This is a genomic window from Campylobacter sp. RM15925, from assembly GCF_012978775.1.
GTDB lineage: Bacteria > Campylobacterota > Campylobacteria > Campylobacterales > Campylobacteraceae > Campylobacter_A > Campylobacter_A canis.
Genome location: NZ_LIWP01000010.1, coordinates 25,902 through 51,857, shown reverse-complemented (window position 1 = coordinate 51,857; position 25,956 = coordinate 25,902). Strand labels below are relative to the sequence as shown.

Below are 25,956 nucleotides of genomic sequence, written 5' to 3'. Positions count from 1 at the left end.
AAAAAGAGGAAATTTGCCACATCTTGCTCTATTTACAAAGCGTGGCAAATAAATTTTAGTAGTTTTATAGAAGTGAATTTATTAGTTTTCTCATGTCTTGCACGATCTCATCGATCGTTCTTTCGCCGTTTATCTCGTGAAGCAAATTTTTGCCTGAATAAAATTCACGAATCGCGCCGATTGGCTCAAGATATACTTTCATGCGGTTATTAAATACTTCGTTGTTATCATCAGCGCCTCTTGCACGTCCAAGCACACGCTCTCTGGCCACATCTTCGCTAACGGCAACTTCGATAACGCCTTTTAGCGCGATTTCATCCTGTGCAGAGAGAACTTTATCAAGCTCACTCATCTGCTCGACGCTTCTAGGATATCCGTCAAGCACGACATTTGGCGTTTTTGAGCTTTTGATAGCGCTTATTATCGCGTTTACAACTACTTCAAGAGGGACTAAATTTCCTTTTGAGATGTAGCTGTCTATGAGTTTGCCCAGCTCGCTTCCGCTGGCAACTTCTTCTCTAAGTAGATCGCCCGTGGAGTAGTGAGTAAAGCTCTCATCGCCTTTTGCGATCAAATTTGCGTCTGTTGTCTTGCCGCTTCCCGGTGCTCCGATTATCAAAAATAGTTTTTTCATCAAATTTCCTTAGTTGGTTTTTTCTCTTAGTCTAAGTCCAAGCTCTCGAAGTTGCTCGGAATTTGCCTCACTCGGCGCTTTTGTCATAGGGCATTGTGCGCGCTGTGTTTTAGGGAATGCGATGACGTCGCGAATGCTGGTTGATTTAGTAGCCAGCATCACAAGGCGGTCAAATCCTATCGCGATACCTCCGTGCGGCGGCGCTCCAAAGCTAAGTGCGTCAAGCAGGAAGCCAAATTTCTCTCTTTGCTCGGCTTCGTCTATGCCAAGAAGTTTAAATACCTTTTGTTGAACGTCGTTTTTGTGGATTCTCACGCTTCCTCCACCTAGTTCAAAGCCGTTTAGCACAACGTCGTGAGCTATGGATAGGATATCTTCCAAGTCCTCTTCGTCTATATTTTTAGGCATGGTAAACGGATGGTGCATTGCAGAGTAGCTTCCGTCGTCATTTTGCTCAAACATAGGGAAATCTAGCACCCATAAAAATTCCATTCTGTCTTGATCGATGATTCCCATTTGCTCAGCTAAGAAAATTCTAAATCTTCCCATATAGTCAAGCACTATCTTTTTCTTGCCTGCACCGAAAAATACGACATCTCCAAGTTTTAACTCGCATCTATCAACTATCTCTTGAAGGTCTTTTTCTTCAAAGAATTTGCAAAGCGGACCTTTTAATCCGTCCTCTTTCATCTGGAAGTATCCTAGTCCTTGAGCTCCAAATTTGCGCACAAATTCTTCAAATCTATTCATCTCGCGCTTGCTGAATATATTATCTCCGTTTGGAACTTTAAGCGCTTTTATGCGGTTTTTCTTAGGATCTTTTGCGATAGAGCTAAAAATTTCATTTGTCGAGCGAGCAAATATATCAATCACGTCAACCATAGCTAGATCGTAACGAAGATCAGGTTTATCCGAGCCGTATGTCTCGGTCGCTTCTTTGTAGCTCATGCGTCTAAATGGCGTTTTGACATCATATCCGCAGGCTGCAAAGATGTCTTTTAGAACTTCTTCGGCCATATTTAATATATCATCTTGCTTAATAAAGCTCATCTCGATATCAATCTGCGTAAATTCAGGCTGGCGATCAGCTCGCAAATCCTCATCTCTAAAGCATTTTGCTATCTGGAAGTATTTATCAAAGCCAGAGCACATCAAAAGCTGCTTAAACAGCTGAGGGCTTTGCGGAAGTGCATAAAACTGCCCCGGATATACGCGGCTTGGCACCAGATAGTCTCTTGCGCCTTCAGGTGTAGCGCGAGTTAGGATAGGTGTTTCAAATTCTATAAAGCCAAGCCTATCAAGTGCGTTTCTAGCGGCAATCGCAGCCTTTGAGCGCATTTTAAAGATATTTTGCAAGCGCTCGTTTCTTAAGTCCAAAAATCGGTATTTAAGCCTGATGTCTTCATTTACCGAGTTATCGTTGATCATAAACGGAAGCGGTTCGCTTGGGTTTTCAACTATCACTTCGCTAACTACGACTTCGATCTCGCCGGTCTTTAGCCTTGGATTTACAAGTCCTTCACCACGCGCTCTTATCTTGCCTTTAATTTTTAAAACATACTCGTCGCGAACTTTTGACGCTATTTCATGAGCGCTTATGCTATCGGCAGGATCGCAAACCAGCTGGATTAGCCCTGTTCTATCTCTTAAATCGATAAAGATAACTCCGCCGTGGTCTCTATATGTATTGACCCAGCCGCAAAGATCGACTTCTTTGCCGATGTCCGCCGCACTAAGCTCTGCGCAATAATGGCTTCGCATTAGATACTCCTTAAAATTCGTTTTTGAAAGCCTGATTATACTCAAATTTTGCTTTTGCCGAGCTTTTAAACCAAAATATGCTACAATCAAAACTATGAAAAAAGAGAGAAATTTAAATATTGCCGATGTAAAAAAAGTCGGAGTTATAGCTAAGATAAATGCCGATTTGGCTAAAAATTTAAAGACGATTGAGAAAATTTTAGCCAAATACGGTGTAGAAATTTTGCTTGAAAAAAGTTGCGCTAAAGAGGTTGATAAACAGGGTTTTGAGCTAATAAATTTGGCTAAAAATTGTGATTTTCTAATCTCTTTAGGCGGAGACGGCACGATCATCTCAGTTTGCAGACAGAGTGCAGAAATTTCGCCGTTTGTGCTTGGAATTCACGCAGGAAGACTTGGGTTTTTAACAGATATCACGATGGATGAGTGCGAAGAGTTTTTTAAAGACTTTTTTGAAGGAAAATTCGATATCGAAACCCCGTTTATGCTTGATGTGTTTATGCATAAAAAAAGCGGCGATACGGTAAAAAAGATAGCCTTTAACGAAGCTGCGATACTAAGCTTGAAGCCAGGCTCTATGGCTCATATCAATGCGCTTTTAAACGGAAAAGATTTTAACTCGTATTTTGGCGACGGCGTTCTTATATCAACGCCGATCGGCTCGACTGCTTACAACATGAGCGCAAACGGACCTATCATCTATCCGTTAAGTGATGTTTTTGCCGTTACTCCGATATGTTCTCATTCGCTTACTCAGCGTCCGGTTGTGCTTCCAAGAGGGTTTGAGATGAAATTTAGAACCCAAAGCGATGCTGTTTTGGTTATCGATGGGCAAGATAGGTTTAACATGTCAAATTTAGATAGCATTAGCGTTGCTTTGAGTGAAAAATCGGCAAAATTTATCCGCCATATCGGCAGGGATTACTTTCAAATTTTAAAAGAAAAACTTCACTGGGGTTATAATGATTGAGAGGCTTTTGATAAAGGAATATCTAAATTTTGATAGCGTTGAGCTGAAATTTAAGGAGGGACTTAGCGTATTTACCGGCGTAAGCGGTGCGGGCAAGTCGGTTTTGATGAGCGCTATAATGGCGGTTTTTGGACTTAAGGATAGCGACGCAAAGCTGATTGAAGCGGATGTGGAGTATAAATTCAGTGCCGAGGAGTATGGGATTGAGAGCGAGCAGATAAATACTTTTAAGCTTTTTAGAGATAAGGCGACAAGGTATTTTATCAACTCTCAGGCTATCTCAAAGAAAAATCTCGCCTCAATCGCAAAAGAGCATATAAAATATCTGTCCGCCAAAGAGATAAACGAGTTTGAAAACGAGAGATTTTTAAATTTGCTTGATATCGCCGAAAGTAAAAAAAACGGAGAATTTTTAAAATTTAAGCAGGAATTTGAGGCAAAATTTAAGGAATTTGATCAAATTTCAAAAGAGTTGCAAAATATAATAGAAGATGAAAGAAGGATTGAAGAGCTTAAGGAATTTGCAAGCTTTGAGATATCAAAAATAGAGTCTGTTAGCCCAAAAGTAGGCGAATTTGAAGAGCTTATGGAGATAAAAAAACGCCTTAGTAAAAAAGATAAGATAAATGAAGCTTGGAGTAGGGCTGAAGCCGTATTTCATGCTGAAAGAGCAGTCATAGATGCGCTAAATATCAGCGATATAGATGCGAGCTTTTTTGAAGAGTGTATGAACGAGCTTAGAATAGCGCGCGACAACCTAAATATGGATGAGCTTGAAGATATCGATATAGAAGGCGTTTTGGATAGGATCGAAGCACTAAATTCGCTAATTCGCAGATACGCAAGCATCGAAGAAGCGCTTGAAACTTTAAAAAAACGAAAAGCCGAGCTTAGCAAATATGAAAATATAAGCTTTGAAAAAAGCTTGCTTGAAGCTAAATTTAACGCTTTAAAAAGCGAGATTAACGATATGTCAAGCAAGCTTACAAAGGCAAGGAGTGAAAATTTAAAAGAGCTTGAAGAGCTTATAAATTCATATCTTAAAGAGCTTTATATGAGCAAAATCACTCTTAAAATAAGCCAAAAGCCGCTTGATAAATTCGGCGTTGACGAGATAACTTTGAGTTTAAACGAGACTAATTTAAAAAATTTAAGCTCGGGCGAACTAAACCGCTTGCGACTTGCCTTTATAACAAGTGAAACGCAAATTTCAGGAAGCGGAGAAGGGGTAATAATCCTTGATGAGATAGATGCGAATTTAAGCGGAAAAGAGGCGATGAGTATCGCAAATGTGCTTTTAAATTTGGCGAAATTCTATCAGATTTTTGCCATCTCGCATCAGCCTCAACTTAGCTCAAAGGCAAATTCTCACTTTTTGGTTGAAAAATTTGAAGAAAAATCGATCGTAAGAGAGCTTGAAAACAGCGAGCGTATATCTGAGCTTGCCAGAATGATAAGCGGAGAGACCGTAAGCAAAGAGGCGATGGAATTTGCCAAGCAACTTTTAGACGGGTAGTTATGTCCGAAATTTTATTTTTAAAAAAGAAAAAAGATGATAATATCTAACGCTTTTGAAAAAAGTTAATATAGTTTAAATATAAAATTTAATAGGTAATATAAAATTATGGAAAAAAATAGAATTTTAATAGTAGAGGATAATAAATCACTTGCAAAACTAATAGCTAAAAAGATGGAAGACAACGTCGATATGGAGGTTGATATAGCTTATAGCTTAAAAGAGGCGCAGGAATTTTTAAAAAATCCAAATGATTATTTTATAGCGTTGCTTGATCTAAATTTGCCTGATGCACCAAATGGCGAGGTTGTTGATTATGTGATTTCAAAAGGCTTGCCGAGCATAGTTTTAACCGGAAGTATGGATAATAAAACAAGAGAGACTTTCATACATAAAGATATTGTGGATTATGTTTATAAAGGCAATATGGAGGATATAAATTATATATTTCATATGATTAATCGTCTTAGACAAAACAGACAATACAAAGTAATGGTTATTGAGGATTCTTTGACGTTTAGAAATAGCTCGAAAAAAATTTTAAAAAGCTTGCAGTTTGAAGTGTTTGCCGCAGCTCACGGCGAAGAAGCTCTTAGCTATTTTAAAGATAATCCCGATATAAAGCTCATTATTACAGATTATAGAATGCCTGTTAAAGACGGTCTTGAAGTTTTAAAAGAGGTAAGAAAAGACAAGGATAAAAACTCTTTGGGAGTTGTAGTAATGACCTCTCCTAAGGACGAGATAAATGCAGCCGTATTTCTTAAAAGCGGCGCTAATGACTTCATAGCAAAGCCTTTTGAAAAAGAGGAGCTGATATCTAGAGTAAATAACACTATAGAAGCCATGGAAAATATAGAAAGAATTGCAAATTTTGCTAATCACGACTTCTTGACAGGAGCTTGCAATAGGCGTTATTTTTACGAAAATATGGAAGAATATCTGAAAAAAATAAAGCAAAAAAATGAAAACTACGCACTTGCCATGATAGACATTGACCATTTTAAAAAGATAAATGATACATATGGTCACGATAGCGGAGATAAAGCGATTAAATTTTTAGCCAAGAAGCTTATGGATACCACAAAGGGAAGCGATATAGTGGCAAGATTTGGCGGCGAGGAATTTTGCGTAGTGCTTAAAAATATCCCTCAAGAAGAGGCGGTTAAATTTTTTGTAAATTTAAGAGCTGTGATAGCTTCAAGTATGGTTACTCTTAAAACTCAGAGTATTAAAATGACCGTTTCTATCGGTTTGGCATTCGGAGATAGCGAATCTAACGTAGATGAAATGCTAGAGCTTGCAGACAAGGCTCTTTATGCCGCTAAGAAAAATGGAAGAAACCGTGTGGAGATAAATCTGTGATAATAGATACTCACTGCCATCTTGACGATAATAGATATGATGACGATCTTGATATGGTCATGCAAAATGCCTATAAAGCAGGCGTGGGAGGAGTTTTGATCCCGGGGGCTGATATTAATGATTTACCAAAAGCTGCTAAGATATCTGAGAAATTTGATAATGTATTTTTTGCCGCAGGCGTTCATCCATATCATAAAGAGGATTTAGATATCAATACGCTTCGTAAATTTGCCAGTCATGAGAAGTGTATAGCTATCGGAGAATGCGGGCTTGATTATTTTAGATTGCCAAAAGAAGGTAGTGAAAAAATAGCCGAAAAAGAGCTTCAAAAGAGAGTTTTTATCTCTCAGCTTGATTTGGCTAGCGAATTAAAAATGCCTGTTATTTTACATATTAGAGATGCCAATGAGGATACTTTTAATATACTAAAAGAGTATGCAAGTAGGCTTGTGGGTGCCGTAATGCACTGTTATAACGCATCGCCTTTGCTTTTGGAGCTTAATAAATTCGGGAATTTCTATTTTGGCATAGGCGGGGTTTTGACATTTAAAAACGCTAAAAATTTAGTGGAAATTTTGCCTAAAATTCCACAAGATAAGTTACTAATTGAAACAGACGGTCCGTATCTTTCTCCAGAGCCTTATAGGGGTAGAAGAAACGAGCCGATATATACTCAGCTGGTTGCTGAGAAAATGGCTGAAATTTTAAATTTAGATAAAGAGAGGTTGATAAATTTGACAACGTCAAATGCAAAGATGCTTTTTGGGCATTTTAAAACAGCATAAACCAAGGAGAAAAATGAGATATTTTAAGATAATTCTTTTGTGTATGACCTGTTTTGGAGTTTTGTCTGCATCAACGGCAAACAAAGATCATATAGAAATACAAAAGAAGATATTAAAAGAGTTTGATATAGATGCTAAATTTATGAAAAATCCACACTATAGCTCTATAAAAAATAGCATAAAAGAGAGCAAGAAGAAGGAATTCGTAAAAACTTTAAAAAACGGACATAGGCACATACCTACTCTTCAAAAAATCATCAAAGACTCGGGTATTCCGGAGTCTTTTTTGTATCTTGCAATGATAGAATCAGGATTTTCCAATAATGTCGTATCAAGCAAGAGTGCAATCGGAATTTGGCAGTTTATGGCGCCTACTGCAAGGCTTTACGGTCTTAGAGTGGATAACTATACGGACGAGAGAAAAGATCCTATCGCGGCAACTATTGCTGCCACTAAGTACCTTCAGAGCTTAAAAGACGAATTTGGGAAATGGTATCTTGCTATGATGGCGTATAACTGCGGCAACACTAAGCTAAGATCGGCTATTAAAAAGGCAGGGACGGACGATTTGGCTACCTTGCTTGATGCAAATAAAGTCTATATCCCAAAAGAAACTAGAAATTTTGTTAAGAAAATTTTAACCGTTGCGCATATCGCAAACGATAAGAACTTCCTTAGCTCAAAAGATGCCGAGCTTATAACAAATGCAAAAGGTATGGAGATTGAGAAGATAAAAGTACCGGGAGGAACTACTTTGATGGAGGTAGGCGACAGTATCGGACTTAGTCTAAAAAGAATGAAAGAGTACAACTCTCATCTTAAATTTGTCTATACTCCGCCTGTTGATAAGCCGTATTATATGTATATACCAAAAAATAAAAAAGAGATGTTTGATAATAATTTCGAGGTTGCTAAAAATCGTAAATTTGAAATTTACACCGTGGGTAAAAACGAAACACTCCTTGTAATCGCTGAAAAAACAGGCGTAAGTCATAAAATTATCAAGGAGTATAACGCTCTTGCTTCAAACGAGATAAAGCCAAATCAAAAATTAGTCATTCCTAGCGATCAAGATGTTAATTATCTAGCCGAATATATAGTAAAAAGCGGAGACACTTTAAGTGAGGTTGCAAAGAAATTTGATGTCGCTTTTGAGGATTTAAAGGATGCAAATAGCTTGATGAGCTCAAATTCTTCTATCGGAGCAAAGCTTGCAACTTCAGAATAGTATAAAATTTACGCTCTTTAATGTTTTTGTAGCTATATTTTTTACGGGCTGTTCTGTCGTGAGCGGGATATTGGGACCAAGCGGACCAAAGGGGCCGACACAAGAAAAGATAAATAACTCTAAAAAGGTGCATGAAGCCACTATGCGACCTTATAAGATAAATGGCAAGACTTACTATCCTACGGTTGTTAGCGTAGGAGATACGGCCAGCGGTATTGCAAGCTGGTATGGTCCTGATTTTCACGGCAAAAAAACTTCAAACGGCGAAATTTATAATATGTACAATATGACTGCTGCGCATAAGACTTTGCCGATGAATACAATGGTTAGAGTCGTAAATTTAAAAAATAAAAAAAGCATTGTAGTGCGTATAAACGACCGCGGACCGTTTGTGGCAGGACGAGTGATAGATCTGTCTAAAACTGCGGCATCCAAGATAGATATGATAGCCGCAGGAACCGCTCCGGTATTTTTAGAGGTGATAGGATTTAACGGCAAGATAAGCGATAGCTCCACGGTTGTTTCTGGCACAACAAAAGAGCAAAAGGCAACCGGAGGCATAGTTGTAGCGCAAAAACCGCAAGATGTGTTTGTAGGCGGAGAATTTATGGTTCAAATCGGGGCGTTTAGAAATTTAAGCGGTGCTACAACTTACAAAAATAAGCACTCAACTAAAAACTATACCGCCGAAATTAGAAAATATACGCTTGATAATAAGCCGATTTATAGAGTTTTCTTAACAGGATTTAGAAGCGAAAACGAGGCTAGAGACTTCATCGAAGCAGGGCATATAGAAGGCGCATTTATCGCAAGGGAGTAAGCGTGCAAAAGATAAGAAAGACTAAAGAGACTGATATAAGTTTAGATTTAGAAATTTATGGAAGCGGAAAGTGCGAGGTAAGCACGGGTATAGGATTTTTTGATCATATGCTTGAAGCCTTTGGCAAGCATGCTTTGTTTGATATGAGGCTTGTTGCAAAGGGTGATTTGCATATAGATTTTCATCATACGGTTGAAGATACGGGCATAGTTATAGGCTCGCTTTTAAAAGAGATCATTTATCCGGTAAATGCGATAGAAAGATTTGGAGAAGCTACTGTTGCAATGGATGAAGCGGCGGTTAATTGCGCCCTTGATCTATCTAATCGACCTTTTTTGGTTTATGAAAGTATTAGCGATGGCAAAGTAGGTGATTTTGATATCGAGCTTGTTAATGAATTTTTCCAAGCTCTTGCATTTAATGCAAATATCACGCTTCATATAACTAAAATTCGCGGTAAAAACTCTCACCATGTCATAGAAGCAAGCTTTAAAGCCCTAGCCGTAGCTCTTAGAAGAGCGCTTGCTAAAAACGAAAGAATCGGAGTTCCAAGCACAAAGGGTGTGCTGTGATAGAGATAATATTTTTAGACGTTGATGGATGTATGACCGACGGTAAGATAGTCTATAGTGCAAACGGCGAGGAGATTAAGTTCTTTGACGTTAAAGACGGATACGCTATAGAAAGTTGGCTTAAGCTCGGTAAAAAAGTAGCCATCATAACGGGAAGGAAATCCGCAATCGTAGAAAGAAGAGCTGAAAATTTAAAGATAGATCACGTATATCAAGGCGTAAGTGATAAATTTGCCGTAGCTGAAGAAATTTTAAAATTCGAAGGATTAAGCTTTGAAAACGCAGCCGCTATAGGCGATGACTATAACGATTATAAGCTTTTAAAGGCTGTAAAGTGGAGCTTCAAGCCAAAAAATGCCATAAAAGAACTTGACGTAAAAACCAAGCTTGATTTTAAGGGTGGCAATGGCGCGATTAGGCAGATGATTGAAATTTTGATAAAGCATGAAAATCTTTATGAAGAGTGGTCTAAACGTTGGTTATAAAGATTTTTTACTTCGTTATATCTATTTTTAGCGTAGCAATGGTTTATCTGACCATCCAAGATCCGTATCATACTCAAAGCATTAAGCCTGATAATTCTATCGCGAGCATGAAGATAAACGATGTAATTGATTATGAGTTAAATTCCACTATCATAAACGCAAGATACGAGGCTGACGAGTGGAACAGGTATAGCGATAAGGATGAATTTCTTAGCTTTAAAGCCGAAATTATAAAAGATAATAAAGAGCATAATTTAACATCCGATAAGGCGTTTTATCAAAACGATACGATTAAATTTAAAGGCAACGTTGATTATATAAGTAGTGACGGGCTTAAATTTGTCTCGGATGAAGTGGTGTATGATATCAAATCAAAGCTAGCGGTATCAGATACTTCGTTTGTGATGACTCAAAATGGCGACAAAGTCGTAGGTGATGCTTTGGTCTATGATACAAATTTAAAAAGAACATATGTAAAAGGAATCCGCGCATGGATAGAGGAAAAAAGATAATTTGGGCTTTTGTTTTATTTGGTTTGTCGGCTCTTTTTGCGGAGCAGGTAGAGGTAACTGCCGATGATTTTTACGCCGATGAAAAAAAGCTTATAAGCGAATTTAGCGGAAATGTAAATATAAAAAAGGGCAAGGATGTTTTAACTGCAAATAAGGTTTTGATATACTTTGACGCCAAAAGAAACCCTCTTAAATATGTAGCCAGTGGAGATGCCAAATTTAAAGTCATCATACAAAATAAAAATTACAACGGAAGCGGAAACGAACTTATTTACGAGCCTGCGCCGAATTTATACACCATAAACGGAAACGGCTTTTTGCACGAAGAAGAAACCGATAAAAAAGTCTATGGCGAAAAGATAACCGTAAATCAGAACAGCGGAACGTATAATGTAAATAGCGGAAACAAAAAGCCGGTTAAATTTATCTTTCAGGTTGAAGAAAAGAGTAAGAACAAGTGATTAGAGCGCTTAATGCTAAATTTTTAATCTCGGCGCCAAACATTTCCCTAGCTCCGCCTGTTAGCGGTAGCGAGGTTGCTTTTTTGGGGCGATCAAATGTGGGCAAAAGTAGCCTTATAAACGCTCTTGTAAATCATAAAAATTTAGCCAAAAGCTCTTCTACTCCAGGTAAAACTCAGCTTATAAATTTTTTTGAAGTAGGCTACGAATACGATGAGCAAAGAATCAATCTTGTCTTTGTGGATCTGCCCGGTTTTGGTTATGCAAAAGTGGCAAAAAGTATGCATAACGAATGGAAGAGAAATTTAGACGAATATTTAAAACAAAGATCTAATATCAAGTTGTTCGTTCATCTTATAGATAGTAGGCATTTTGATCTTGAGATAGATAAAAATGTAAATGACTACCTGCAAAGCTTTTTAAGAGCCGATCAGAGAATTTTAAACATCCTAACAAAGGCGGATAAACTAAATCAAAGCGAAAAAAGCGCAGCTTTAAAGGCCTATCCAAACGCTCACTTTGTATCCGTTCTTAAAAAAATAGGCATTGATAAAGCTAATGAGCTGATAGTAAAAAACGCATTGGGTGTATAGATGAACGGCGCAATAAACTTCAGAAAGCCTAAACTAAAAGATATAAAAGCTATGCAAGAGCTTGTCTGTGAAGAGGTTGCAAGCGGACTTATCCTGCCAAGAAGTGACGATGAAATTTCAACCAATATCAGGTCTTATATGCTTGCTTGTTTGCATCAAAACGGCAAAGAAGAAGAGATTGTCGGGTTTTGCGCACTTCATATACATACTGTAAATTTAGCCGAGGTTAGAAGTCTTGTAGTGTCTAAAAATTTAAGAGGTGGCGGAGTTGGAAGCAAGCTCGTGCAAAAGATACTTAGGGAGGCTAAAGAGTATGAAATCAAGACCGTTTTTACTCTAACTTACCGAAAAAGTTTCTTTGAAAAGCTTGGTTTTGTTGAAATTCCAAAGTCTGATTTGCCTGCGCAAAAAATTTGGGCCGATTGTATTAAATGCAAGCATTTTCCGGTATGCGACGAAATAGCTCTGATTTACAAATTCTAAAATTCGCTCTTTGGACGGCATTTTTGCTTGTATATCAAGCCGCCACAAGCGTAGCTACGTACTTGCCGCCGCTTATAGGCATATTTTTTACCTATATGATTATCTTAAATATCGAAAAAAATAAAAAAGTCAAAAAGTATGACAAAAGATGGTATTTTGCTATCTTTTATCTGATTTTTGCCGAGCAGGTGCATGGATATGCGCTTTTTTCTACGATGATAGGGTTTTTGCTGTTTTATTATCTGGTTTCTGATTGGCTGCTTGTAACATTTAAATCGCGTGAAATTTTGCTTGTAGTTTTTGTCGCAAGCGGATACTTTATGACTTGTTTGATCACTTTACTATTGCGTTACGTAGCAAATTTACCTATGCTAAATTTTGACCACAGGTATTTTATTTACATAGCCTTTGAAGCTCTTTTGGCGACTATTTTATTTCGCGAGCGATTTGCATGAGAATGCGCATAGTTTTTGCCGTCATATTTAGCGTTTGGATCTTGCTACTTGTTAGAATTTATCATATTAGTATCAAGTCGAACGAAATTTACGAAGAAATTGCCGAGCAAAACGTAGTAAAATCTCAATTCATCCCGCCTGTAAGAGGTCAAATTTTAGACGTTAAAGGAAATCCTGTGGCGGTAAATCGTCTTGGGTTTTCGGTATCTATCAAGCCGCATTTAAGCAAGAGTAAAATTTTAGACGAAGAGCTTTTAAATTTGGCTCAAATTTTTGAAGATATAAACGTTACTAAGCTAAAACGCGATTACGTTAAAGCCGATTCGCCTTATAATCAAGACTTCATAGAGATCATAAATTTTATCGATTATGACACGATGATACCTCACATCTCTTCGCTTTCGCTTCGTGAAGTTTTAAGCGTAAAGCCTGCGTCTAAAAGGCATTATCCATATTCGCACCTTGCTTCTCATATCATCGGTTACGTGGGAAGAGCGAACAAAGATGACGTTTTAAACGACCCTATCGCCAAGCTTACCAATCACACAGGTAAAAGCGGTATAGAGAGGTTTTACAACTCTATCTTGCAAGGCGAGGAGGGCGTTAGGAAGATAAAGGTAAATGCCCTAAACGAGCAGGTAGAAGAGATATCTATGACCTATCCAAAGAGCAGAGATATCACCCTAAGCATCGATCTTGAGATGCAAAGATATGTGGAAGAAATTTTTGACAAAGACGCAGGCGCGGTTATCGTTATGGATGTGCGAGACGGCTCGATTTTAGCGGCGGGAAGCTTTCCAGAGTATGACTTAAACCCTTTTGTGACGGGAATTTCAAAAGCCAAATGGGACGAGCTCATAAACGGCATAGATCATCCCTTTTTAAATAAGCTAGTAAACGGACACTATCCTCCAGGGTCCGTTATCAAAATGGGTGTCGCGCTTGCTTTTTTAAATTCAGGCAAGATGGATAGAAGTTCGGGGTATTATTGTAGCGGCACTCTTGAGGTCGGTGGACGAAATTTTAGATGCTGGAACCAGTACGGACACGGTTTTGTAGATATAAACTCGGCGATTAGAGAAAGTTGTGATGATTATTTTTACAAAGGTAGCCTTAAAATCGGTATAGACGCTATCGCACCGGTGCTAGAGCGCCTTGGCTTTGGTCAAAAAACTGGAGTTGATCTACCTAATGAATTTATAGGAATCGTGCCGAGTCGTGAATGGAAGATGCAAAAGTACGGTCAGCCTTGGTATCACGGTGAGACTCTAAACAGCTCCATCGGACAGGGAAATTTCTTAGTAACCCCTATGCAGATAGCAAGACATACCGCTATGCTTGCAACAGGTAAAAATATCACGCCTCATTTTTTACATAGCGTAGGCGATGAGGTGGCTAAATTTGAGCAAAGCGATGATATATTTACGTCTTTTGAGAAAAAACAGCTTCCGTATATAAGAAAAGCGATGTATGAGGTCGCAAATCACCAAAAAGGCACGGCGTTTAAGCACTTTAAGGAGGCAAAGCTAAAGCTTGCGGCAAAAACGGGAACCGCACAGGTCGTAGCGATCTCTCAAACCGAAAAAAAACGTATGAAAGAAGAAGATATGAAGTATCTTCAACGCTCTCATGCGTGGATGACTACTTACGGTCCTTATGAAAATCCAAGATATGTCGTAACCGTCATCATAGAGCATGGCGGACACGGGGGACTTGCGGCAGGACCGCTTACGGCTAAAATTTTTAACAAGCTTATAGAGCTTGGCTACATAGATCAAAAATACGTTATTGAAAGCACTCTTGAAAAAGAAGAGAAAAAGAAACTCGAAGAGGAGAAGAAAAAAGAGAAAAAGAAAGCTTCTTAATCCTCATCCATAGTGCGCACTATCAGGCTTTTTGGAAGGCTAAATTTCTCTATCACTTCGCACTCCTTAGCTCTCATCTCTCCGCTATCTATCTCATGATCAAAGCCAAGCAGGTGAAGCAAGCCGTGCGTAAAGAGCAGGGCTATTTCGGAATATCTTTCATGCCCCAGTTCGACAGCTTTTTGCTCTGCCAAGTTTGTGTTTATAACAACGCATCCAAGAGGCAAATGAAGTTGATAAACAAGCGGAAAGCTAAGCACATCGGTTGTCTTATCGATACCCCTTTGGCTTAGATTTATCTCTCTCATCTGCTCATTATCAACGAAACTTAATTCCACGTCGCCGCTTGTTAAAAATTCGCAAATTTCATCTAAAATTTCAGGATAATCATCTTCGCAAAGTATCATTTATAAGGCTTCCTTTGATAAATTTGAGTATAATTTTAGCTAAATTTTGCATGTATAAACTCAAATTTAAAGCAAAACATCAAATTTAGACCAAAGGCGATAGATGAAAAAGGCGGTTTGTATCATAAGCGGAGGCATGGATAGCACTCTTTGTGCCTATATGGCAAAGCATGCTGGGTATGAGATAATAGCGCTTCATTTTGATTACAATCAGCGCACCATGAAAAAAGAGCGCGAGGCTTTTTATCAAATTTGTGCCGATCTTGGCGTAAGCAAATCCTTGGTGCTTGATGTTAGCTTCATCGCTCATATCGGAGGTAGCGCACTAACCGATACCTCTATAGACGTTCCTAAAAATAGCCTAGCAGAAGATATCCCCATAACTTACGTGCCGTATCGCAATGGAATATTTTTATCAATCGCTGCCTCACTTGCCGAAAAAGAAGGTGCCGAAGCGATATATATCGGAGTGATAGAGGCTGACGGAAGCGGCTATCCTGACTGCACGAGCGAGTTTATAGATAAGATGACGGCGGTTATAAACGAAGGCACGGCTATAAAAACAAAGATAGAGATAAAAACCCCGCTTGTAAATCTTACAAAGGCTGATATCGTGCAAAAGGCTTTGGAATTTAAAGTGCCTTTAGAGCTTACTTGGAGCTGTTATGAGAGCGAAGAGGAGGCGTGCGGGCAGTGTGATAGCTGCTTGCTTAGGCTTAGAGGATTTAAGCAAGCGGGCGTAAGAGATGAGATAAGGTATAAGAAAACAATAAACTAAACAAATTTGCTTTTAATACATGAGTTTGCAAAAAACTTGTCGGTAAGTAAATTTATCGATAATGCCGATAAGGGAAATTTATAATATGCAAGTAAAATTAATTATGCCAAGCCATCAAAAAACATTTTTTTGTATTTAGTTTTGGCAGGATTGCCGCTTAAAATCCGAATAAATTCGCCTCTTTGTCTTGCTTGTTTAGCATCGCTTCGAGTTCTGATTTTTGGCATTTAACAAGAGCGTATCGGAAATTTGTAAGCTCTTTAAGCTCACTTAAATTATTAAAAACAAAGGTTGGTTCTAAATTTGATCTGAAATTTGAAGGAACGCAAATTTCTATCATTTCGCTAAAATTTCGCTTTAAAAAATTTGCCTCCATCTCAAAAAGAGATTCATCGTTTTCCACTATAAAAGCCCTAAAGCTTGCTCCAAATGGAGTGATTTTAAAATTTCTATCCACAAATATAGGCTCAAAGTGCTCGATCCCCCTCAGGTCACCGAGTCTAAATTCGATCTCGTTTTTATTTAGATATCCTATGAGCCCTGCTAAAAATCCTTTAAAGACTTTGGATATAGCCAAATTTTGATAATAAATGCCGCTACAAATAAGAGTCGTAAAGAAGATCGAGCCTTCATTTATGGCTTCAGCACTCATATCTGTCCATGCGGTATCGTAAAAAGGCGCAACCTTAGAGAGAATTTTAAGATCATCGCAAAAGAACGTATCGGTCTCTTTGGCGTGAAAAATTTTGATAAAGAGCTCTTTTATATCAGTCGGAAGGATAGATGCGTTTTTTGCTAGACTCATACGCTTTAAGATAGCCTTTTGAACGGCATTTATGGAGCAGAATTTAAGTCTTTTTGAGCTACTCTCAAAGCGAACCAAGCGCATGATGGCCGTATTTAGATTATCAACTCTGATAAATGCTACTTCCTTGTCGGTAATCTCGCACTCTTTATCGACTAAGACCGCGTATGCCCCGTTTGCCGTAGCTTCATTGATGTCTTCTTGCGTAGCGTCTATGCCTATATATGCATATCCTTGTCGAATACTCTTAGCCTCAAACGAAAAATCAACAACGCTTGTTACACTTGGCGTGTTCATGCTGTCGCCGTTGATTAGACGTTTTAAGTTTTCTATATTCATCATTTAGCCGACGATCGCTCCGTTTTTAACGCTTGAGATAGGACTTAACAGCGCTAGCGAGCCGTCTTCTGCCGTAAGTATCATGCCTTGAGAGATATTGCCAAATATCTTAGCCTCTTTTAAATTTGCCAGCACGCAAACCTGCTTGCCTACAAGCTCTTTTGGATCATAAAATTTAGCAATTCCCGATACGATCTGTCTTGGCTCGCTTTCGCCAAGATCTATTTTGAATTTAAGCAGTTTATCGCTGCCTTCGATATTTGAAGCCTCTAAGATAGTGCCAACTTTGATAACGCACTTTTTAAACTCATCTATCTTTATCTTTGTCGTTTCGTCTTTGCTAGATTCGGCTACACTTGGCGCAGGAGTGCTCATAAGCTCTTTTTCTATCTTTGGAAAGAGCGGCGCCGTAGTCTCACAAACAAAGTCTAAAACCTCGTTTTCAAGTATTATCTTTTGGTAATTTTGGGTCGAAATTTCAAATTTCATCGCTCTAGCTATCTTCTCGCAAGTCTTTGGCATCGCAGGACTTAGCAAGATTGCCACGCGAGCAAGCAAATTCGCACAAAGGCTTACAAGGGCGTTTGCTTCATCGTTTTTGCCTTCTTTTATCAAATTCCAAGGCTCAAATTTTGCAATGCTTGCGTTTGCTATATTTAGTACTCGCCAAAGCTCTTCTAGGTAGCGATTTGTGGCAAAAATTTCTAAATTCTCACAAGCTGCTTTTAGATGAGCTGTTGATTCGTCTAAAATTTCTTTATGGTATTTTTTTACATCTTTGCTTGAAACCTCGTAGTTTGAGTATTTACCGCTCATTCCGATTATGCGGTTTAGCAAGTTTCCAAGATCGTTGCTGAGCTCTGAGTTTATGCGCTCGATAAGTGCTTTTTGCGAGAAATCCCCGTCTTGACCAAAAGGCACTTCACGCAGCATAAAGTATCTGAAATTTTCAAGTCCATAAGCGTCTGCAACCTCTTTTGGCACGACTACGTTGCCTTTGCTCTTGCTCATCTTTTCGCCGTTTCTGGTCCACCAGCCGTGTGCCGCGATATGCTTAGGAAGCGGCAAATCAAGACTCATCAAAAACGCTGGCCAGTAAATCGCATGAAAGCGCAAGATATCCTTGCCGACTAGATGCACCGCATTTTCCCAAAAGCTCATCTTCTCGCCGTCTCTAGTGTAGCCAAGTGCGGAGAGATAGTTCATCAGAGCATCAAGCCAGACATACATCACGTGTTTTGGTTCATTTAAATTTGCAGGTAGTTTTACGCCCCAGTCAAAGCTGGTGCGAGTTATAGATAGGTCTTTAAGTCCGCTTTTTACGAAGCTTACGACTTCGTTTTTTTTACCTTTTGGAAGTATGCATTGTTCGTTTTGCTCGTACCATTTAAGCAGAGCGTCTTCGTATTTTGATAGTTTAAAAAAGTAACTTTCCTCTTTGACTAAGTTTGTCGGTCGCCCGCAGTCAGGACAGCACTCGTTATCTAAAAGTTGAGTTTGGGTAAAAAACGTCTCGCAGCTAACGCAGTAAAAACCCTCGTATTCGCCTTTGTAGATGTCGCCTTTTTCAAGCATTTTGTTAAAAGCGTTTTGAACGGTTAGTTTGTGGCTCTCATCGGTCGTTCGGATAAAGTGATCGTAACTTATCTCAAATTCATCCCAAAGCTCTTTAAATTTCGCGCTTATCTCGTCTGCGTATGCTTTTGGGCTTTTGCCTTTTTTTTGCGCAGCTTGCTCTATCTTTTGTCCGTGCTCATCGGTGCCTGTTAAAAAAAACGTCTCTTCGCCTTTAAGTCTTGCAAATCTAGCCATCGTATCGGCGATGATCGTAGTGTAGGCATGTCCGATATGAGGAACGTCATTTACATAATAAATAGGTGTTGTTATATAAGCTTTCATAATCTTCCTTATTAAAAATCAAATCCGCCGGTGCTGCCTTTAGACATCGAATTATAGACGGCATCAACATAATTTTTACGAATTTCGCATTCGAATAAATTTTCGCAGGCAAAACAGCTTGTTAGGTTTTTTTGAGATTGGCATGACTTTAATATGTCTATTTGGTTATCAAGTTCAAGCTCGAATTTGTCTTTTTGCTTAAGCTCGTCAGCCATTTTTGCTTCCGTAAAATTCGTGTAGCGTCTTTATCTCCTCTTTTGAGCCAAAGAAGCATGGTGTGGTTTGGTGGATTTTTTCTATCTTTATATCAAAAAGACTTGCAGAGTAGCCGTCACTCGTAGCTCCGCCTGCGCGCTCATAGATAAAGGCAAAAGGCAGCACTTCAAAAAGCACTCTAAGCTTGCCGTTTGGCGCATCGATGGTAGCCGGGTAGCTAAAAAGTCCGCCGCCTTTTAGCAAAATTTGATGCAAGTCGCTTACCATTGCGCCTGAATATCTTAAGCGATACCCTCGCTCAAAAAGCTCTCTTATAAATTTAGCGTGCGTATCGCTCCAGCCTTTTTGCGTAGCGCCCGTGGCGTTTAGCTTGCCTTTTTCTTTTAGTTGCAAATCTTTGATAAATTGAAATTTGCCCTCTTTGTTAAGTCTATAAAGCTTTGGCTTATCCGTGCAGATAACCAGCTCAAGGCGCGGCCCATAGACGCTATATGCAGAAGCTACTAAATTTTCAGGCTTTAGTTCGTTTTCGTATATGCCAAATATAGAGCCTATAGCAAAATTTACATCAACCAAGCTTGAGCCGTCAAGCGGATCATATGCTACGATGAATTTTGCATTTTCGTTAAGCGCTAAAATTTCGTCCTTTTCCTCGCTAACTAGCGCTTTTACGCACTCTAAATTTGCAAATTCGCGCGTGATGATCTCATCACTTAGCACATCAAGCTTAAGCTGGGTGTCTCCCGTAGCGTTTGCATGATCAGTGTAGCCAAGATCGGCAAATTTTATCTCTTCCGCAATCTTAACGGCGATTTGTTTAATCGTTTCAAAAATTCTTTCCATTATAAAGCCTTTGCGTTTTGTAAAATCCACTCACAAATAGTGTCTATATCGTCTAAATTCATATTTAAAATATCAAATTCACACTCTTTTTTATAGCTTGCAATAGCGTTTGAAAACCCGATATACTCAGCGTTTATCTCGTCTTTAAACACGCTTAGCCTAGGAAGCGGCAGGGTTTTAAGCCCTTCTACTAACAATAGGTCAAATTCGCCCACCATAGACACTACTTCATCAAGACTCTTTTGCTCTTTTGAAAAGTATGTCGTGCGCGTGGGGCTTAGCACAACCACATCCGCACCTATCTCGCTAAATCTATAGCTATCTTTGCCCTCTACGTCAAAGCGAGCCTTGTCGCCCGGATCGTGCTTAACGATAACTACCTTTAGTCCGTCTTTTATAAATTTTTGCCCCACCTTTAATATAAGCGTAGTTTTGCCGCTATTTGAGGGTCCTGAAAACGCCATTGCCAATCTTTTCATCTAGTTCCAACTTCTAAATTTTCGTAAGATTATAACAAATTTAGGCTTTCTTAAAGCAAAAATTACCCAAATTAAAGATAAAATAAGAAAAAATTTCAAGGTATTATTATGAAAAATTTACTGATATGCTTAGCTCTTATGACGGCTTTTTTAGGGTGTTCTAATAAAATTGTCATTCACGAACCTCTTAAAAACGAGCTTTTGGCTTATACGAGCAAGAGTGAAATAATCAAACAAGATTTTAAAATTTTGATTTTAGGAACTTATCTAAACCCCGTTCATAGCGAGCTTATAAAAGAAGACAAAGATGAGAAATTTATAATCGCCATCCACCCAAAAGATGCTGACGTAAATTTAAAAAGTTTTAGTCTAAATAACGACATGAGCGGCATTAAAACTAGAATTTTAGACGAAAATGACGAGCTTTTAAAGCTCATCACATTTCAAATGCCGTGGGGCAAATATATCGAAGTAAGCGCACCTGAAAAGAGTTCGGATAGACTTAATCTTTCTTTCGAAATTTATCCGTCAAATCAGGTGAGCTTAGAGTTTCAAAAAGTTTCAAAATCGATGTACTGGAATTAAGCAAGTGCGAGTATATAACGTAGTTTGCAAGCACTTTTTTGCCATAGTGCCTGCTTTCGGCATATGGCACAAGCTCAAGCGATAAAAACGGCTCAAATTTTCCTTCGTTAAATAGATCTCCGCGCTCAAGCATGCGCTTGGTAAAGCCGATACCGCCGTTATATGCATAAGCTATAAAGAGCGGATGGTGCAAGAATTTTTCAAGATAGTTTAAGTGGTGATCTGCAAATTTTAAAGCAACTCTTGGATCAAACATATCGTCTTGATCAAAGCCCTCTATCATAAGCTCTTTTTTGCCGATGTGATTTGCAAGAAAGGGCATAAACTGCATCATCCCAAGTGCGTAAGATGTCGATATTACAGATGGGATAAACCTGCTTTCTTGCCTTCCGATAGCATAAATCGTAGCCTTTCTGGTCGCATTTATATCCTCAAGCTCTTCTAAAAACGGCATGACAAAGTAGTGATCTTTATATCCGCTTGCTTTTTCCATGAAGTAAGCGTGCTGCCCAAGTGTTTCTTTGGTGTTGAAAAGCTCTGCGAATTCAAGAGCTTTAGTAGCATTTACCTCTTTTACGATAGCAAAGGTTTTTTGCCATAAAAACGGATCTTTGATGTCGTAGTCTTCGAGCTTTTGCTTAGTAGGTGTCGGCGAAAAAACTTTTGGAATTTCTTTGCCCGTTAGTTCGTTTGCGTATAAAGTGTAGATGTTTATGTCGCTGCTTTTGTTTAGCTTTTCAAGTAAAATTTGATTTTTAGTTATGAGGTATTGCCAAAAGATTGCAGCATCCTTTGCGCCTTGGTTTTGAAAGCTCTCTTCGGCTTGTTTAAAAAATTTAAGCGCGATATGTGGTGAATCAAGCAAGATGGCGTTAAGCCCTAGCATATAAGAGTGCTGCTGGGTTGAAGCGTTAGCATCGATATTTAAGAAATTTTCTCTAAATTTAGCCATTTTTTTATCTATCACAAGACTACTTGCGATCTTTTGAAATGATTTTTGGTTTGAAAGCAAATTCATAAAATGAGGCTCAAATTTGACGTTAAATTTCTCTTTGTCTTTTTGACTGCTTGAGTTAAATAGTGCTATAAACGCGTCCGTGTCGTTTTGGTCGGCAAATTTTAAAGCGGCATTTTTAGCGTTAAGCGCTCTTAGTCTTCTTGCGACGTTTTTATCTATATCATCAAATTTATCGGCTAGAAGCGCCCTCTGGGCCTGTTTTATCTTCATCATGAAAGGCACTTTAAGCAGAGTTCTTTGGCAGGTTAAATTTGCGTCCATTATGTTTGTGGCGTTTACGCTATCGCAGTTTGAAGCGACTTTTTTAGGCTTTATGATAGTATCAAGCACTTTTAGCATCGTAGGGGAGCGCCTAAAAATATCTTCGTTTAAAATTTCAACTTGCTTTTTAGTGTAATTGCCTTCGCTGATTAATCGATATATATAGTAATCTTTCGCCAAACCCTTTGGCTTATCCTTTATCTCTTCAAAATCTTTTACTCCGCCAAAAGCAAATGCGCTCAATGCGGCCAAGGTAAGACTAAAGCGAAGCAGCAAATTCAAAGAGTAGCCTTATGAAAAATAGTTCTATAAATTTAAGAGCCAAAAGCACGATGATGGGCGCTAGATCTATGCCCCCAAATACGGTCGGCACAAAGCGCCTTATAAGCGCGTATACGGGCTCGGTTAAGCGATAAAGTAGCTGGACTATAGGATTGTAAGGATCGGGTCTTACCCAGCTAACGATAGCTGAGATGATGATGACCCAAACATAAATTTGGACAACCATCTGTAAAATGCTTGCTATGGCCGAGATGAGAGTTGATAAAATCATTTTAAAATTTCCTTTAAATTGCCTTTGATGAGCGGAAATAGCTCGCTAAGCTCAGGTCCGTGCTGTTCGTTTGTAAGCAAAATTCTAAGCGGCATGAAAAAGCTTTTGCCTTTTAAATTTGTAGAGCTCATTAAAGCCTTTTTAAACTCGTCAAAGCTTTGAAATTCATCTAAATTCATTGAATTTACAGCGCTTTTTATGATTTCACACTCGCTTTTAAATTCATCAGGAATATTTTTTGGCGCAAATATCGCCTCTATCTTTTGCTTGATCTCGTTTAGCAAGCTTGCCTCTTGGGTGTAAAATTTGATTAGATCCGCTAAATTTTCATCCAATCCGCTAAGTGTGGCAAGTCGCTCGCTGCTAGCTAGTTTGATATGTTCTCTGTTTATATGTTCAAGCATTTTTATATCAAATTTCGCAGGACTTGGCGAGACTTTAGAGATGTCAAACCACTGTGCGGCGTCATTTATAGTAAAAATTTCCACAGGAGCTTTATAGCCAAGCGATATGATGTAGTTTGCTATGGCTTCCGGCATAAATCCTTTAGAAAGCAGCCACTTTACGCTACTTTCGTTCTCACGCTTGCTCATCTTTTTGCCCTCTATATTTAAGATGATAGGCAGATGTGCATAGCGAATTTTACTCGTGTAATCAAGCCCTTCTCTGATAAGCTCTTGCTTAGGCGTGTTGCTTACGTGATCCTCTCCGCGTATAACGAAAGTAACGCCCTCAAGCATATCGTCGGTTGCACAGGCGAAGTTGTAAGTGGGGGTTTTATCCGCACGCATGATGACAAAGCTATCGACATTTTCAGGCTCAAAGCTTACTTCGCCTTTGATAGCGTCTGTAAATTTCATCGTTTCTTTTGGCTTTTTCATACGGATTACAAAAGGCTTTTCGCAGGCTAAAACCTCTTCATCACTCATCTTTTCGCAAGTACCGTCATAGCGATATGCTATGCCTTTGGCTTTAGCGTTTTCTTTTTTTGCCTCCAGTTCGCTTTCGGTGCAAAAGCAGGCAAACGCTCGCTTATCTATCATTAGTTTTGAAGCAAGCTGGCGGTGGAATTTTAAATTTTCGCTTTGATAGTAGAGTTGGTCCCATTTGATGCCGAATTTAGTTAAAATTTCTAAAATTTCTTGGTCTTTTCCTTCTATATTTCTTTCTTTATCGGTATCTTCTATGCGCACTATAAAGCCACTTTTATCTTGTAAAGAGCAAAGATAATTTAATATAGCTACGCGCAAATTTCCAAGATGCATATCTCCTGTAGGAGAGGGTGCAAAACGATACATTGAGCATTTCCTTAAGTTGATTTGGGCTTGATTATAGCATTTTGTATGTAAATAATGTGTTAAACAAAATTGTTTATAATAACGCAATATTTAGTTTGATTTTCATTTAGCGTCTTAAAACTAAATCGAATTTTATATCTAATAAAATTTAATCACAAGGAGTACTAAATGAGTTTCGTTAAGGAATTCAAAGAATTTGCGATGCGCGGTAACGTGCTTGATATGGCTGTGGGTGTCGTTATCGGCGGGGCTTTCGGTAAGATTGTTTCATCATTGGTTGGTGACGTGATCATGCCTATCGTTGGAGTTTTGACCGGAGGAGTAAATTTTACCGATCTTAAATTTGTACTTAAAGAAGCTGCCGGCGAAGCGCCTGCCGTAACGGTTAATTACGGTTCGTTTATTCAAACTACGGTTGATTTTTTAATAATCGCATTTTGTATTTTTTGTGTTATCAAGGCTATAAATTCACTTAAAAAACCAAAAGAAGAGCCTGCTCCTGCAGCACCTGCCGCTCCAAGCGAAGATATAGTATTGCTAACTGAGATTAGAGATCTTCTTAGAAAATAAAATTAATTTCATGAAGGAGCTCTCCTTCATGAAAATTTTAATACAGCCAAAACAACAGCGGATAATGGAATGCTTAGGCAAATAGGATTTTTTAACGAGCTAAATGAAAGCGAACTTAAAAGGCTTGAAGATATAAGCATAGTTAAAAAATATAAAAAAGGCGAGTTTTTATTTATGGAGGGAGAGGAGTCAAAGTGGCTTCATCTCATGATAAAAGGTTCGCTGAAACTTTATAAAATCGGACCTAAGGGAAAGGAAATTTTCCTTCATCAGCTAAACGGCATGACCTTTGTCGCCGAGCTTGCGAATTTTGAAAATATCAAATTTCCAGCTACGGCGATATTTGTATCTTCCGGCGAAGTGCTAAAGATAGATTATGATAAATTTTACAAAGAATTTTTATCCAATCCTAAAATTTCAGTCGGCATCATAAAATCTCTATCTCAGAAACTAAAAATCGCAAGTGATCTTATCCACCAAGAGCTTGTTTTAAGCTCGGAGGCAAAGGTGGCTAAATTTTTAGTAAATCACTCTGATCTTTTTAATGCCTTAAAACACATCAAGATAGCTTCTATTTTAAACATAACTCCTGAAACTTTCTCAAGAATACTTGCTAAATTTAAAGCCCAAGAGCTTGTAAATTTGGACTCAAATAACAAAATCATCAGTATTTCCGAAGATAAACTTAAAGATTTTTTTGATAACTAATATTTAATATCAAATTAAGATTAATTGATTTTCGTCAATAATTTTTAATTCCGGCTTAGGTCTAATAATTTAAATATTTTATTATAATATTTAAAGAAAATAAAATGTTACAAGAAGGATCCGTATGAAAAAGAAGTTTTTTGTTTGGTCGGTTGCACTTGGCATATTTATAGGTTTAATATCATCAATCGGTATTGCTGATATGCTTCATTATACCGGAAGCGATAAATTCTGCACTATGTGTCATACTATGAATCCTATGGTAACGGCATATAAAAACGACGTTCACGGAGGCAACAACAAACTTGGCGTCAAAGCCGAGTGCTCAGCCTGTCATCTTTCGCATGATAATACCTTAATGTATCTATGGACGAAGGCAAAAGTTTCTATAAATGACGGGTATAAAACCGTATTTACCGATGTAAGTAAGATTGATTGGCATAAAAAGCGAGATCACGCTTATAAATTTACTTACGACAGCGGGTGCATGACCTGTCATTCGAATTTAAAAGAAGCTAATAATCAAGTCGATAAAGCTTGGCTTGCTCATAGGGATTATTTCGCAGGTCATATAAATAAAACCTGTGTTCAGTGCCACAACAACGTGGGACACAAAAATATGGGCATTGAGATTACTAAATACTGGGACAATATAAATGCAAACAATAAATAAAACCTATAAAGGAGGAACA

30 protein-coding genes are annotated in these 25,956 nt (G+C 38.4%); 19 read left to right on the top strand and 11 right to left on the bottom strand.

Features of this window, described 5'->3' with window-relative positions; all coding sequences use genetic code 11:
- Positions 1-64: 64 nt before the first annotated feature.
- Positions 65-634, bottom strand: coding sequence for an adenylate kinase (locus CDOM15925_RS07210; protein WP_169942565.1), 570 nt, complete (start codon positions 632-634; stop codon positions 65-67).
- Positions 635-643: 9 nt separating this feature from the next.
- Complete coding sequence (gene aspS / locus CDOM15925_RS07205) at positions 644-2,395, bottom strand: aspartate--tRNA ligase (protein ID WP_169942563.1); 1,752 nt, start codon at positions 2,393-2,395, stop codon at positions 644-646.
- 94 nt (positions 2,396-2,489) lie between these two features.
- Between aspS and CDOM15925_RS07200 the strand changes: the two genes are divergently transcribed.
- The 14 genes from CDOM15925_RS07200 to mrdA all read left to right on the top strand — a co-directional run bounded on the left by CDOM15925_RS07200 (position 2,490) and on the right by mrdA (position 14,505).
- The gene (locus CDOM15925_RS07200; RefSeq protein ID WP_169942561.1) at positions 2,490-3,365 is read left to right on the top strand and encodes an NAD(+) kinase; all 876 of its coding nucleotides are present in this window, start codon (positions 2,490-2,492) and stop codon (positions 3,363-3,365) included.
- On the top strand, positions 3,358-4,881 hold the full coding sequence (locus CDOM15925_RS07195; protein WP_169942559.1) for an AAA family ATPase: 1,524 nt from the start codon (positions 3,358-3,360) through the stop codon (positions 4,879-4,881). The genes CDOM15925_RS07200 and CDOM15925_RS07195 overlap by 8 nt, the downstream gene beginning before the upstream one ends.
- A gap of 108 nt (positions 4,882-4,989) precedes the next feature.
- Positions 4,990-6,246: a diguanylate cyclase gene (locus CDOM15925_RS07190; RefSeq protein WP_169942557.1), complete on the top strand. Its 1,257-nt coding sequence runs from the start codon at positions 4,990-4,992 to the stop codon at positions 6,244-6,246.
- Complete coding sequence (locus CDOM15925_RS07185; RefSeq protein ID WP_169942555.1) at positions 6,243-7,031, top strand: TatD family hydrolase; 789 nt, start codon at positions 6,243-6,245, stop codon at positions 7,029-7,031. Before CDOM15925_RS07190 ends, CDOM15925_RS07185 begins: the two co-directional genes overlap by 4 nt.
- A gap of 13 nt (positions 7,032-7,044) precedes the next feature.
- Positions 7,045-8,259 (top strand): lytic transglycosylase domain-containing protein, encoded by a 1,215-nt coding sequence (locus tag CDOM15925_RS07180; protein WP_169942553.1) that lies wholly within the window; start codon positions 7,045-7,047, stop codon positions 8,257-8,259.
- Positions 8,243-9,079 (top strand): septal ring lytic transglycosylase RlpA family protein, encoded by an 837-nt coding sequence (locus tag CDOM15925_RS07175; RefSeq protein WP_283956681.1) that lies wholly within the window; start codon positions 8,243-8,245, stop codon positions 9,077-9,079. The genes CDOM15925_RS07180 and CDOM15925_RS07175 overlap by 17 nt, the downstream gene beginning before the upstream one ends.
- Positions 9,080-9,081: 2 nt before the next feature.
- Positions 9,082-9,651, top strand: a complete 570-nt coding sequence (gene hisB, locus CDOM15925_RS07170; protein ID WP_169942551.1) for an imidazoleglycerol-phosphate dehydratase HisB — start codon at positions 9,082-9,084, stop codon at positions 9,649-9,651.
- Complete coding sequence (locus CDOM15925_RS07165; protein WP_169942549.1) at positions 9,648-10,136, top strand: KdsC family phosphatase; 489 nt, start codon at positions 9,648-9,650, stop codon at positions 10,134-10,136. Before hisB ends, CDOM15925_RS07165 begins: the two co-directional genes overlap by 4 nt.
- A complete protein-coding gene (lptC, locus tag CDOM15925_RS07160) occupies positions 10,127-10,648 on the top strand; it encodes an LPS export ABC transporter periplasmic protein LptC (protein WP_169942547.1) in 522 nt (173 codons plus the stop codon). The genes CDOM15925_RS07165 and lptC overlap by 10 nt, the downstream gene beginning before the upstream one ends.
- Positions 10,627-11,109: a lipopolysaccharide transport periplasmic protein LptA gene (gene lptA / locus CDOM15925_RS07155; protein ID WP_169942545.1), complete on the top strand. Its 483-nt coding sequence runs from the start codon at positions 10,627-10,629 to the stop codon at positions 11,107-11,109. Before lptC ends, lptA begins: the two co-directional genes overlap by 22 nt.
- Positions 11,106-11,702 carry a ribosome biogenesis GTP-binding protein YihA/YsxC gene (gene yihA, locus CDOM15925_RS07150; protein ID WP_169942543.1) on the top strand — a complete coding sequence of 199 codons (597 nt, stop codon included), beginning with the start codon at positions 11,106-11,108 and terminating at the stop codon, positions 11,700-11,702. The genes lptA and yihA overlap by 4 nt, the downstream gene beginning before the upstream one ends.
- Entirely contained in the window at positions 11,703-12,185 is a 483-nt protein-coding gene (locus CDOM15925_RS07145; protein ID WP_169942541.1) for an N-acetyltransferase, read from the top strand.
- Complete coding sequence (locus CDOM15925_RS07140) at positions 12,152-12,640, top strand: hypothetical protein (RefSeq protein ID WP_169942539.1); 489 nt, start codon at positions 12,152-12,154, stop codon at positions 12,638-12,640. The genes CDOM15925_RS07145 and CDOM15925_RS07140 overlap by 34 nt, the downstream gene beginning before the upstream one ends.
- On the top strand, positions 12,637-14,505 hold the full coding sequence (mrdA, locus tag CDOM15925_RS07135) for a penicillin-binding protein 2 (protein WP_169942537.1): 1,869 nt from the start codon (positions 12,637-12,639) through the stop codon (positions 14,503-14,505). The genes CDOM15925_RS07140 and mrdA overlap by 4 nt, the downstream gene beginning before the upstream one ends.
- Here mrdA and ybeY read toward each other — a convergent pair.
- Positions 14,502-14,912: an rRNA maturation RNase YbeY gene (gene ybeY, locus CDOM15925_RS07130; RefSeq protein ID WP_169942535.1), complete on the bottom strand. Its 411-nt coding sequence runs from the start codon at positions 14,910-14,912 to the stop codon at positions 14,502-14,504. The genes mrdA and ybeY overlap by 4 nt on opposite strands.
- A gap of 103 nt (positions 14,913-15,015) precedes the next feature.
- On the opposite strand from ybeY, the gene queC reads away from it, so the two are divergent.
- Positions 15,016-15,690 (top strand): 7-cyano-7-deazaguanine synthase QueC, encoded by a 675-nt coding sequence (gene queC / locus CDOM15925_RS07125; RefSeq protein WP_169942533.1) that lies wholly within the window; start codon positions 15,016-15,018, stop codon positions 15,688-15,690.
- Between the two features lie 157 nt (positions 15,691-15,847).
- Here the strand turns inward: queC and CDOM15925_RS07120 are convergent, their stop codons facing one another.
- From CDOM15925_RS07120 to mobB, 5 genes are read right to left on the bottom strand one after another with little or no spacing between them, the layout of a single operon-like run.
- Positions 15,848-16,834, bottom strand: a complete 987-nt coding sequence (locus CDOM15925_RS07120) for a ferrochelatase (protein WP_169942530.1) — start codon at positions 16,832-16,834, stop codon at positions 15,848-15,850.
- Positions 16,835-16,837: 3 nt separating this feature from the next.
- On the bottom strand, positions 16,838-18,733 hold the full coding sequence (gene metG / locus CDOM15925_RS07115) for a methionine--tRNA ligase (RefSeq protein WP_169942528.1): 1,896 nt from the start codon (positions 18,731-18,733) through the stop codon (positions 16,838-16,840).
- Between the two features lie 11 nt (positions 18,734-18,744).
- Positions 18,745-18,948: a hypothetical protein gene (locus CDOM15925_RS07110; protein WP_169942526.1), complete on the bottom strand. Its 204-nt coding sequence runs from the start codon at positions 18,946-18,948 to the stop codon at positions 18,745-18,747.
- Positions 18,941-19,792: a class 1 fructose-bisphosphatase gene (locus tag CDOM15925_RS07105; protein ID WP_169942524.1), complete on the bottom strand. Its 852-nt coding sequence runs from the start codon at positions 19,790-19,792 to the stop codon at positions 18,941-18,943. The genes CDOM15925_RS07110 and CDOM15925_RS07105 overlap by 8 nt, the downstream gene beginning before the upstream one ends.
- On the bottom strand, positions 19,792-20,271 hold the full coding sequence (mobB, locus tag CDOM15925_RS07100) for a molybdopterin-guanine dinucleotide biosynthesis protein B (RefSeq protein WP_169942522.1): 480 nt from the start codon (positions 20,269-20,271) through the stop codon (positions 19,792-19,794). Before mobB ends, CDOM15925_RS07105 begins: the two co-directional genes overlap by 1 nt.
- A gap of 108 nt (positions 20,272-20,379) precedes the next feature.
- Here mobB and CDOM15925_RS07095 point away from each other — a divergent pair, with 108 nt between their 5' ends.
- Positions 20,380-20,856, top strand: a complete 477-nt coding sequence (locus tag CDOM15925_RS07095) for a hypothetical protein (protein WP_249934706.1) — start codon at positions 20,380-20,382, stop codon at positions 20,854-20,856.
- Here CDOM15925_RS07095 and CDOM15925_RS07090 read toward each other — a convergent pair.
- The 3 genes from CDOM15925_RS07090 to gltX are packed head-to-tail and all read right to left on the bottom strand — an operon-like array spanning position 20,774 to position 23,986.
- A complete protein-coding gene (locus CDOM15925_RS07090) occupies positions 20,774-22,417 on the bottom strand; it encodes a lytic transglycosylase domain-containing protein (protein ID WP_169942520.1) in 1,644 nt (547 codons plus the stop codon). The genes CDOM15925_RS07095 and CDOM15925_RS07090 overlap by 83 nt on opposite strands.
- Positions 22,395-22,688 (bottom strand): YggT family protein, encoded by a 294-nt coding sequence (locus tag CDOM15925_RS07085; RefSeq protein ID WP_169942518.1) that lies wholly within the window; start codon positions 22,686-22,688, stop codon positions 22,395-22,397. The genes CDOM15925_RS07090 and CDOM15925_RS07085 overlap by 23 nt, the downstream gene beginning before the upstream one ends.
- Positions 22,685-23,986 carry a glutamate--tRNA ligase gene (gene gltX / locus CDOM15925_RS07080; RefSeq protein WP_169942516.1) on the bottom strand — a complete coding sequence of 434 codons (1,302 nt, stop codon included), beginning with the start codon at positions 23,984-23,986 and terminating at the stop codon, positions 22,685-22,687. Before gltX ends, CDOM15925_RS07085 begins: the two co-directional genes overlap by 4 nt.
- Before the next feature lie 168 nt (positions 23,987-24,154).
- On the opposite strand from gltX, the gene mscL reads away from it, so the two are divergent.
- The 3 genes from mscL (at position 24,155) to CDOM15925_RS07065 (ending at position 25,937) form a co-directional block, all read left to right on the top strand.
- Positions 24,155-24,556, top strand: a complete 402-nt coding sequence (gene mscL, locus CDOM15925_RS07075; RefSeq protein WP_169942514.1) for a large-conductance mechanosensitive channel protein MscL — start codon at positions 24,155-24,157, stop codon at positions 24,554-24,556.
- A gap of 69 nt (positions 24,557-24,625) precedes the next feature.
- Positions 24,626-25,264, top strand: a complete 639-nt coding sequence (locus CDOM15925_RS07070; protein ID WP_169942512.1) for a Crp/Fnr family transcriptional regulator — start codon at positions 24,626-24,628, stop codon at positions 25,262-25,264.
- Positions 25,265-25,388: 124 nt separating this feature from the next.
- The gene (locus tag CDOM15925_RS07065) at positions 25,389-25,937 is read left to right on the top strand and encodes a cytochrome c3 family protein (RefSeq protein WP_169942510.1); all 549 of its coding nucleotides are present in this window, start codon (positions 25,389-25,391) and stop codon (positions 25,935-25,937) included.
- The last annotated feature ends 19 nt before the right edge of the window (positions 25,938-25,956 follow it).